Annotated in this window: 7 protein-coding genes and 2 pseudogenes; 6 read left to right on the top strand and 3 right to left on the bottom strand. The window is 67.7% G+C overall.

Annotated elements, in window-relative coordinates; all coding sequences use genetic code 11:
• Positions 1–226: pseudogene (locus ACWELQ_RS34100) on the bottom strand (dioxygenase); the annotation flags it as partial.
• A 94-nt stretch (positions 227–320) separates the two neighbouring features.
• On the opposite strand from ACWELQ_RS34100, the gene ACWELQ_RS34095 reads away from it, so the two are divergent.
• Positions 321–770, top strand: a complete 450-nt coding sequence (locus ACWELQ_RS34095; RefSeq protein ID WP_452401146.1) for a MarR family winged helix-turn-helix transcriptional regulator — start codon at positions 321–323, stop codon at positions 768–770.
• 35 nt (positions 771–805) lie between these two features.
• Here the strand turns inward: ACWELQ_RS34095 and ACWELQ_RS34090 are convergent, their stop codons facing one another.
• Positions 806–1,948 (bottom strand): acyl-CoA dehydrogenase family protein, encoded by a 1,143-nt coding sequence (locus ACWELQ_RS34090; protein WP_452401145.1) that lies wholly within the window; start codon positions 1,946–1,948, stop codon positions 806–808.
• 74 nt (positions 1,949–2,022) lie between these two features.
• On the opposite strand from ACWELQ_RS34090, the gene ACWELQ_RS34085 reads away from it, so the two are divergent.
• Positions 2,023–2,619, top strand: a complete 597-nt coding sequence (locus ACWELQ_RS34085) for a TetR family transcriptional regulator (protein ID WP_452401144.1) — start codon at positions 2,023–2,025, stop codon at positions 2,617–2,619.
• A gap of 104 nt (positions 2,620–2,723) precedes the next feature.
• Positions 2,724–4,238 carry an FAD-binding oxidoreductase gene (locus tag ACWELQ_RS34080; RefSeq protein ID WP_452401143.1) on the top strand — a complete coding sequence of 505 codons (1,515 nt, stop codon included), beginning with the start codon at positions 2,724–2,726 and terminating at the stop codon, positions 4,236–4,238.
• An 18-nt stretch (positions 4,239–4,256) separates the two neighbouring features.
• On the opposite strand, the gene ACWELQ_RS34075 is transcribed toward ACWELQ_RS34080, so the two are convergent.
• The gene (locus tag ACWELQ_RS34075) at positions 4,257–5,000 is read right to left on the bottom strand and encodes a S1 family peptidase (RefSeq protein WP_452401142.1); all 744 of its coding nucleotides are present in this window, start codon (positions 4,998–5,000) and stop codon (positions 4,257–4,259) included.
• A 71-nt stretch (positions 5,001–5,071) separates the two neighbouring features.
• Between ACWELQ_RS34075 and ACWELQ_RS34070 the strand changes: the two genes are divergently transcribed.
• The 3 genes and pseudogenes from ACWELQ_RS34070 to ACWELQ_RS34060 form a co-directional block, all read left to right on the top strand.
• Positions 5,072–5,587 (top strand): pyridoxamine 5'-phosphate oxidase family protein, encoded by a 516-nt coding sequence (locus ACWELQ_RS34070; RefSeq protein WP_452401141.1) that lies wholly within the window; start codon positions 5,072–5,074, stop codon positions 5,585–5,587.
• Positions 5,588–5,689: 102 nt separating this feature from the next.
• A pseudogene (locus ACWELQ_RS34065) lies at positions 5,690–6,382 on the top strand (helix-turn-helix domain-containing protein); the annotation flags it as partial.
• A gap of 137 nt (positions 6,383–6,519) precedes the next feature.
• Positions 6,520–6,603: GTP-binding protein (locus ACWELQ_RS34060; RefSeq protein ID WP_452401147.1), on the top strand; the 84-nt coding region annotated here is incomplete at its 3' end.

Below are 6,603 nucleotides of genomic sequence, written 5' to 3'. Positions count from 1 at the left end.
GCTGTTCGAATCCGCCGAAGTCGTACACCAGCGGCACTGTTCGGGTCGCTCCCAACGCGATCGGGGCTGCTTCCCAATGTGCCGAGACGATCAGGATCGCCCGTGGCCGCGGCAGCTCGCGTGACCATGCCGCGAGTTCGCCCGGCCATTTCGGATGGTCGGCGAGCGGCGGTGCGCCATGGGACAGGTACAGGACGGGCATGCGTCCGGTGTCGGTGACAGACATCTGCGCGTTCCTTCGATCGGCGTCTGGTTCAAATTTGAACAATGCCAATCTACCTTGTTGTTCGAATTTGAACAACAAGGGTTATGGTGGGCATATGACGGATCCGCGGTGGCTGGACGACGACGAGTCGAAGGCGTGGACGAGCTTTCTGGCGGCAAGTGCCCTGGTCATGCGGGAGGTCGAGCAGCACCTCAAACAAGAGGGGCTCTCGCACACCCAGTACGAGGTGCTGGTTCGGTTGACTGGCGCACCGGACGGCTCGGTGCGGATGACCGATCTGGCCGATTCGCTGTACACCTCCAAGAGCGGTCTCACCTACCAGATCACCCAGCTCGAGAAGGCCGGGCTGGTCCGTCGCGAGTCCTGCCCGACCGACGTGCGAGGCGTACTCGCCGTCGTCACGGAGTCGGGCCGGCAACGCCTGGCGGAAGTCGCCCCGGGCCACGTCGCCACAGTGCGACATGCCCTGATCGACGTATTGACTCCCGCTCAACGCGACCGAATGGCGGAAGGTCTGTCGGTCGTCGCCGACCGCCTCGGCTGACATCGACGTCGCGGTCTCACCGCGGAGGCCGAGGCTCAGCCGTTCGCCAGGCTCCGGGCGATGACGAGGCGCTGAATCTGGTTGGTGCCCTCGAAGATCTGGGTGATCTTGGCTTCGCGCATGTAGCGCTCGACGGGGAAGTCCTGGGTGTAGCCGTAGCCGCCGAAGACCTGGACGGCGTCGGTGGTGACCTTCATGGCGGCGTCGGTGGCGGTGAGTTTGGCGACGCTGGCTTGGCGGGAGTAGGGGAGGCCGGCGTCGCGGCGGCGGGCGGCGTCGAGGTAGGTGGCGCGGGCGGTGTCCACGGCGGCGGCCATGTCGGCGAGCAGGAAGCCGAGGCCCTGGTGGTCGATGATGGGGCGGCCGAAGGCTTCTCGGTCCTTGGCGTAGGCGACGGCGTCGTCGAGGGCGCGCTGGGCGATGCCGGTGGCGACGGCGGCGATGCCGAGGCGGCCGGAGTCGAGGGCGCTGAAGGCGATCGGGAGGCCCTGGCCGGGTTCGCCGATCAGGCGTTCGGCGGGCAGGAGGACGTCATCGTAGGCGGCGGTGGTGGTCGGGACCGCGCGCAGGCCCATCTTCTCTTCGGGCTTGCCGAAGGAGAGGCCCTCGGCGTCGGCGGGCACCAGGAAGCAGGAGATGCCGCGTGAGCCTTCGCCGGTGCGGGCGAAGAGGGTGTAGTAATCGGCCTTGCCGCCGTTGGTGATCCACGCCTTGGTGCCGGTGATCCGGTAGCCGTCCGCGGTCTCGGTGGCCCGGCAGCGCAACGCCGCCGCATCCGAACCGGCATGCGCCTCCGACAGGCTGTAGGCGCCGATCAGGTTGCCGGACAGCATCTCCGGCAGCCAGCGCTGCTTCTGCTCGTCGGTGCCGTAGGCGAACAGCGGATGGCACGACAGGCTGTGCACGCTCACCGCCACCGCGACCGCCGCCCACCGCGCGCCCAACTCCTCGAGCACCTGCAGATACACCTCGTAGGGTTGCGCGCCGCCGCCGAACTCCTCCGGATACGGCAGGCTCAGCAGCCCGGCCGCGCCGAGCGCCCGGAACGCCTCGGCCGGATAGCGCTCGTGCTTCTCGTACTCGACCACCGACGGTTCGAGCACCTTGTCGGCGATCTCACGGGTCAGCTCGAGCAGGTCACGGGCTTCGGGCGTGGGCAGCAGGCGATCGACGGGCATGCCGACACAGTACGACCGACACCCAATTGCGTGCAAGGCAGCACGTAAATTTTCCGAGCGGCTACACTGACCAGGTGGTTTCCGGTCTGCCCCCGAACAAGCATCAGGAGAAGAGTCTGCGCACTCGTGCGCTGCTGCTGGATGCCGCGATCGACAGCCTGGCCGAGGTCGGCTACGCGAGCGCCTCGATCGCGGATATCACCGCGCGCGCGGGCGTCACCCGGGGCGCGCAGCTGCACCACTTCCACACCCGCCAGGAACTGTTCGCCCAGACCATCGAGCATCTGACGCAACGTCAGCGCGAGGCCCTGCAACGGCGGGAGCGCACCTTGCCGGGGGAGGCGGCAGCCGGGGAGACACTGGTCGAGTTGGTGACCGCGCCGTTCGCGGGCAAGCTGGGCAAGGCGGCGGTCGAGCTGTATGTCGGCATCGCCAACGACAAGCCGTTGCGCCGCAACATGTTGCGGGTGCAACACGATCTGACCGGCGAACTGCTCGACGCGTGCGGCCGCCGCATCGACGCGCCGACCGAGCGGCTGGAAGCCGCGTTCTGGCTCACCATCAACCTGGTCCGCGGCGCCACCCTCGACGAAATGGTGGGCCGGGACAGGTTGCGCCGCAAGCAGGTTCTCGCCGATTGGGCGCGCCTGGCCGAGGGACTGCTGACCTGAGCGAAACGCGAACGTTCACGGTCGCGATAACCGACCGTTGAATGGTTCGCGTGTGCCCGGCAGACTGGAGGCTGCCGGGCACACCCTTGGGGAGGGACGCCGCTATGGCGATCGATCGGCGAAACCTGCTGCGCGCGGCGGGACTTGGTGTCGGACTGGCCGCGTTGGGTGCGGCGACGGGCTGCGAGCCGCAGGCCCCGGCCGCGCAACCGACCGCGGGGAAACCGACGGCCGAAGCGCCTGCCGGGCAGGTGGATTGGAACAAGCTGCGCCAAAGCACCAGCGGGACATTGAGTCTGCCGTCCGACTCGGGGTATTCGACGGCGAAGATGGCCTACAACCCCGTCTTCGACAGTCGGCAGCCCGCCGCGATCCTGCAGTGCGCCAACACCTCCGACGTGCAGGCGGGCGTCACCGCCGCCGCGGGCGCGCGGATCCCGGTGGCCGCACGCAGCGGCGGGCACAGCTACGCCGGGTACTCGACACCCGACAACGGTCTGGTGCTGGACCTGGGTGCGATGAGCGGTGTGGAGGTCAAGTCCGACGGGACCGCCGTGATCGGCGCTGGTACCCGCTTGATGGACGTGTACTCGCTGCTGGCGAAGGCGGGCCGCTGCCTGCCCGCCGGTTCCTGCCCGACCGTCGGGATCGCCGGGCTGACGCTCGGCGGCGGGGTCGGCGTGCTGGCCGGAAAATACGGATTGACCTGTGACAACCTGGTTTCGGCGCAGGTGGTCACCGCCGACGGGACGGTGCGGACCGCCTCGGCGACCTCCGAACCCGACCTGTTCTGGGCGCTGCGCGGCGGCGGTGGCGGCAACTTCGGCGTCGTCACCTCCTTCACCTTCCGGACCGTCGCCGCACCGCAGCTGGCCGTCTTCCAGGTCCGCTTCCCGGCCGGATCGCTGACCGACGTGCTGGGCGCGTGGCAGACCTTCACCGCGTCGGCCCCGGACGAATTCTGGTCCACCCTCGGCATGTCCGCGGGCAGCCCGCCGACCTGCCGGATCAATGGCTGCTATGTCGGCACGGAGAAGGAGATGAACGCGCTGCTGGACAAACTGGTGGCAGCCACGAAGACGCAACCGGTGAACCGGTATTCGCTGTCGAAGGACTATCTGTCGGCGATGATGTATTTCGGCGGGTGCGCGAATTACTCGGTGGAACAGTGCAAGCCGAACTGGAATGGCGGGGGAGCGCTCGGCCGTGAATCGTTCACGGCATCCTCGCGAGTGCTGACCAAACCGCTGTCTGACCCGAGTCGGCTCACCGCATTGCTCACCGGACGCGAAGGCATGGATATTCTCCTGGACAGTCTTTCGGGCGCACCGGCGCGAATCGGGGCCAAGGACACGGCCTTCGCCTACCGGGGCGCATTGGCGACCGCGCAAATCTATGTCGGCGCGACCACCACCGAAGCCCGGAATTCGGTGAACGAGGTGCGCGACCGACTCGGCGACCTGACCGGGAACACGGGATTCGTCAACTACATCGATCCCGGACTGTCCAATTGGGCCGCCGCCTACTACGGCGACAATGCTTCCCGACTACGCGGCGTCGCCAAGCATTACGACCCCAATGGTGTCTTCGCCTTCGACCAATCGGCGTCGAAGGTATGACAACGACGGCATGAGAACTCAGAACGTGGCGGGCAGCCTGGCATAGACGCCGGGATAACCCGCCTGGGCGGTCCCGCGCGCCCACGACGTGATCCCGACCAGCTTCCCGTCGACGAGCAACGGCCCGCCACTGTCGAATTCGCCGGTATCGGCCTGCGTCGAACCGGCGCACACCATCTCCTGTGCGTCGAAGGATCCGGGGTAAGCGGCGGCGCAATCGGCATCCGGCACCATGGGCACGGTCGCGCCACGCAGCACGGTGTTGGAGAGATCCCCGTCGGCGGTGCCACCCCAGCCCAGGACGGTCGCGGCAGTGCCGGAGGGCGCTGCGATCGGCACGGTCGGCCGTTGCTGCGGCTGCGCGAGGGTGAGAATGGCGAGGTCGTGGTGATACACGTCCACCCCGTCGACGCTGTCGGTACGGAAGTCCGGGTGCAGCCGCACAGCGGTGACCTTCACACTGCTGCCGTCGTGCGAGGTCAGATCGTCGCGATCGAAGGTGACCGTCAGCGCCTGCGGCAGCAGCTGCGCGAGCTCGACACAGTGCGCGGCGGTGAGAACCTGGTCGGGCGCGATCAATTCGCCACCGCAGAACTGACCGGAGGCGCGAGGGAAGAACAACGGGGTGCCGACGGCGGCGAGCCACGGATAGTTCGCGGTCGTCGTCGCGGTGCCGCCGACGATGGCGTGCGCGGGAGCGGCGGGCAGTACGCAGCCGAACAGTGCGGCGGTCGCCACCGCGAGGCGACGGGAGATCGACATCGGGCCATTCAAACAGAGATCGGCTGTTTTCGGCGCCCGCGGCTGTCGGTGGCCGGGAGTACGGTCGCCCTATGACGTCCTGGACCGAGTTCGTTGCCGCCGCACCGCGTATCTCGAGTGTCTTCACGCGCCGTCACGCCGCCACCGGCAATCTGTGCATGCTCGCCACCCTGCGCAAGGACGGCTTCCCGCGCATCAGCCCCATCGAACCCCGGATCTTCGAGGGACAACTATGGGTGGCCGGGATGCCGAACACCACCAAATTCGCCGACCTCGCCCGCGATCCCCGCTTCTGCCTGCACACGGCCACGGTCGACACGCATGTCGGCGACGGCGACGCGAAACTCTTCGGCACCGTGCACGACGTGCAGGATCTGGAGTTGCATCGGCGCTGGGCGGACCATCTGTACGCCGAGAGCGGCTTCGACCTGCGCGGCCGCAGATTCGCTCCCTTCTATGCCGCCGACCTGACCGGCGCGTCCTCGCTGGAGATCGTGGACGGGCGCATGGAGGTACTGGCGTGGAAGCCGGGGCAGCCGGAACATGTCGTCGAAGTCGGGGATCAAGGAGAGCCTGCGGGGGCATAGCGTGCAACATTGCATGGAGTGCAAACATGCATACCGTGCGTGTGCGCATGAAGTGCCGAACAGGGCTGTGTTTCAGCGCTTTTCGCGGGGAGGTGGGGAGTGATGGTCGATATTCATCCGCCACGAGGCTATCGGGAACGACCCTCGGGCGTCGGCGGCGCGACGCTGTGGACCCGTGCGGGCGTGTCGGATTCGGATCTTCCGGTGCTGCCCGACGGCAGCATGGACCTGTTGTGGATGGACGGCCGGTTGTCGGTGGCGGGCCCCGACACCCGCGCCTACCGCCCGCCGACCGGCTTCACCGCCCGCATCTCCGGCATCCGGTTCTTTCCCGGCGCCGCTCCGGCCCTCCTCGGCCTGCCCGCCCACGAGTTGCGCGACGCGAGAGCCGATCTCGCCGACCTCTGGTCGCCGGCCGAGGTTCGCCGCGCGACCGAACTCATGGCCCGGGCGGCGGATCCGACCGCGGGCCTGGAAGCCATCGCGCGCTGGCGGGCTGTCGAATCCGATCCCGCCGACCCGCTGGTGCGTTTCATCGTGTCGTCGCTGCGTTCGGGAATGTCGGTGTCGGCCACGGCCGGTGAATTGGGCACCGGGCCGAGGCGACTGCACCGACTATCCCTGCACGCTTTCGGATACGGCCCGAAAACATTGGCCCGCGTTCTTCGAATGCAACGCGCATTGGCTTTGGCGCGCCGCGGAACCGGACTCGCGGAGGTATCGGCGATCACCGGCTACGCGGATCAAGCTCATCTCACCCGCGATATTCGAGAACTGACGGGAATGTCCCCGATCGCGTTGTTGCGTACCGCACTGGCGGAGGCGGATGCCGCATACAAATCGACGCCATTGCCATCCGGATCGAGGACCTGCGCGTAACGCTGGCCCCAGAATGCGTCGAAAGGCTTCAGCTCCGCTTGATCGCGGCGGCGGTGAGCTGCCGATGGGCGGACCATCGGCTCACCGTCATCGATACTCCCGGGCACGTCGACTTCTCCGATGAGGTCGAGCGTTCC

The organism is Nocardia sp. NPDC004722 (assembly GCF_053601505.1).
The sequence above is the reverse complement of the archived record's forward strand: the minus strand, read 5'-3'. Positions and strand labels throughout refer to the sequence as shown.